General features: G+C 37.0%; 5 protein-coding genes. All 5 read right to left on the bottom strand.

All coding sequences use genetic code 11. The features are described from left to right. The coding region (locus AB1397_04275) for a hypothetical protein (GenBank protein ID MEW6482199.1) at positions 1-245 on the bottom strand (245 nt) is incomplete at its 3' end. A gap of 19 nt (positions 246-264) precedes the next feature. Next, on the bottom strand, positions 265-762 hold the full coding sequence (locus AB1397_04270; protein MEW6482198.1) for a DUF3368 domain-containing protein: 498 nt from the start codon (positions 760-762) through the stop codon (positions 265-267). Continuing rightward, the gene (locus AB1397_04265; GenBank protein MEW6482197.1) at positions 759-1,013 is read right to left on the bottom strand and encodes a UPF0175 family protein; all 255 of its coding nucleotides are present in this window, start codon (positions 1,011-1,013) and stop codon (positions 759-761) included. Before AB1397_04265 ends, AB1397_04270 begins: the two co-directional genes overlap by 4 nt. Before the next feature lie 39 nt (positions 1,014-1,052). After that, positions 1,053-1,580 (bottom strand): hypothetical protein, encoded by a 528-nt coding sequence (locus AB1397_04260; GenBank protein ID MEW6482196.1) that lies wholly within the window; start codon positions 1,578-1,580, stop codon positions 1,053-1,055. Positions 1,581-1,618: 38 nt separating this feature from the next. Further along, the coding region (locus AB1397_04255; GenBank protein MEW6482195.1) for an RHS repeat-associated core domain-containing protein at positions 1,619-2,154 on the bottom strand (536 nt) is incomplete at its 5' end.

Below are 2,154 nucleotides of genomic sequence, written 5' to 3'. Positions count from 1 at the left end.
ACTGAGATGGGGTTGTCAATGCCTGGGCCAAAGGTGTATCTGGCATTAAGGGTTCCTTGGGGGTCGTATTCAGCGATTAAATCATCACCATCATAAAGGAAGATTGAATTATCCTTGGCAATTCTTTTGCCTAAGGGGCAATAGGTAAAGGTTTGGCTTGAATTATCAAAAAAGGTTATCTGGATGAGGCGGTTTTCATAATCATAGGTATAGGTTGTTGTATCCATTGTAGACCTATTTTTCACAGAGTTATCCTGCATCATTTTATTCCTCCCTAGCCTCTTTCAATAATCCTTTTATTATTTCTTCCTTAATCCAGATGCCATTTTCTAACATTTGACTGATAGAAGGTTTTATAGAAGAAAGCAACCTTTTCTTTTTAGCCTTTAAAAGCAGACCCAATGTTCCTATTACCTCAAGCCCCAAAACCTTTGCTTGCAATCTGGCAATTTTTTCGTCGATTAGAACCTGCTTTATCCCTTTTTCTTTTGCCAGGATAACAACCTCTGCCTCACCCTGTTCTAGCTCATATAATAGCTCTATCTTTTCCCGATCAGCAACCTTTTCAATTAAAAGCCAGGGACTTGCCTTTAGCTCTTGAACTCCAAGACCTTGCTCACCGCCAGCCAAGATTTCTTCTTTTACCTTAAAGGGAAGATAAACTTCAGCATAAAGCTCCTTAAGCAAAGAGGTCTTCCCACATATTGAAAGGGCAATCCAAGGTGATGTATTCACCACAATCCCTTTTCCTTTAATACTCATCTTTTGGATTCTTCTAAAATCTCCTTTAGCTCTACTTGAAAGGGAGAAACCTTATATTGTCCAAGCCTCATTAGAAAATTCACCCTGTTTAAGCCAGCTAATTTTGCCGCCTTGCCAGAAGAGATTTTGCCAAGCTCATAAAGTTTCAGGGCTAAGAGATACCTTGCTTCTTCCTCAAACCTTTCTTTACTTTCTTTAAGGGAAAGCAGAAGATCATCTGGATATTTTAGCGTTAAAACATTCTCTTCCATTTTTAATTTCTCCTTTGTTTAAAGTTTAGCATATTTACCTTATATTTGTCCACCTTTTGAGTTGTAATCTTTTACTTGTTCTTTTAATTTTTTGCTCCATAGCATTGCGCCAAGAGAGCCACCCAAACATGCCATTAAAACAAAAATAAGAGCAGAAAAAGGAAATACGGCATCAATTTTTTGTATAATAGGAGGATTAAAAAATCCAGCTTCAAAACAAAGTCCTACTAAACTACCCATTATCATCCCTCCTATCAAAACAGTAAAAAACATTCCTATTGTGCTGAAAGACATAAGTTTAAATTTTACTGCCAATATTTTATTGCTTATCAATATACCAAAGATTAATCCACAAAGGCTTACTAATAATCCAAGAAGAATTACTGTAATCTTAGATTCAAGCTTAACTATATTTAATGGTATATAAATAAAACACGACAGGAACCAGATAGTTAAACAACCAGCAATCAATGGAAAAGATATAAGTTTTTGTATTTTTAAAGAATGTTTTCTAAAAAATATACCTATTGCAACCAATATTACTGGGAGAACAAAAATTATTATCAATTTATATAAGCAATACCTATAAAGCACATTACCCATTTTTACTTTTCTTTTATAGGAGGATAAGGGGGAGCAGGTCCAGGCTCTGGACCACGAAACCCATCAGATGGTGGAGAAGGAAATGGACTTTTAAGACATTCAAGGAAACACGCTACAAAACAATATATTTTCACTGCACTTTTAAGTGGTTCAGCACATCGATGTTCACGGCGACAGTCCCAATAACATTGTTCATAACATGGCTTAGGACTAGGACCTATTATCTCCCATAACCCCATAGGATCAACTAATTTTACTGGATTATTTAAACAATAAACATACGAATGTAACCTTTGAGGATTACGAAGCATTTTTTTATTCATAGTAGGATACCCTAACAATCCCGCACCTTCTATAGGGAATGTATTTGCCCCAGGACAGGTGGGGCAGGATGGGGGACGGAGGATGGGGTCGGTTGAGAGAAATCTTCCTACCCCTGGATCATAGTATCTTGCTCTGTAGTAATAAAGGTTTGCTTTGGGTTCGTATTCTCGGGAGGTGAATAAGAATGAATTGCGGAATGCGGATTGCGGAATGC

This window comes from bacterium (assembly GCA_040756715.1).
Taxonomy (GTDB): Bacteria; UBA9089; UBA9088; order UBA9088; family UBA9088; genus JBFLYE01.
The sequence above is the reverse complement of the archived record's forward strand: the minus strand, read 5'-3'. Positions and strand labels throughout refer to the sequence as shown.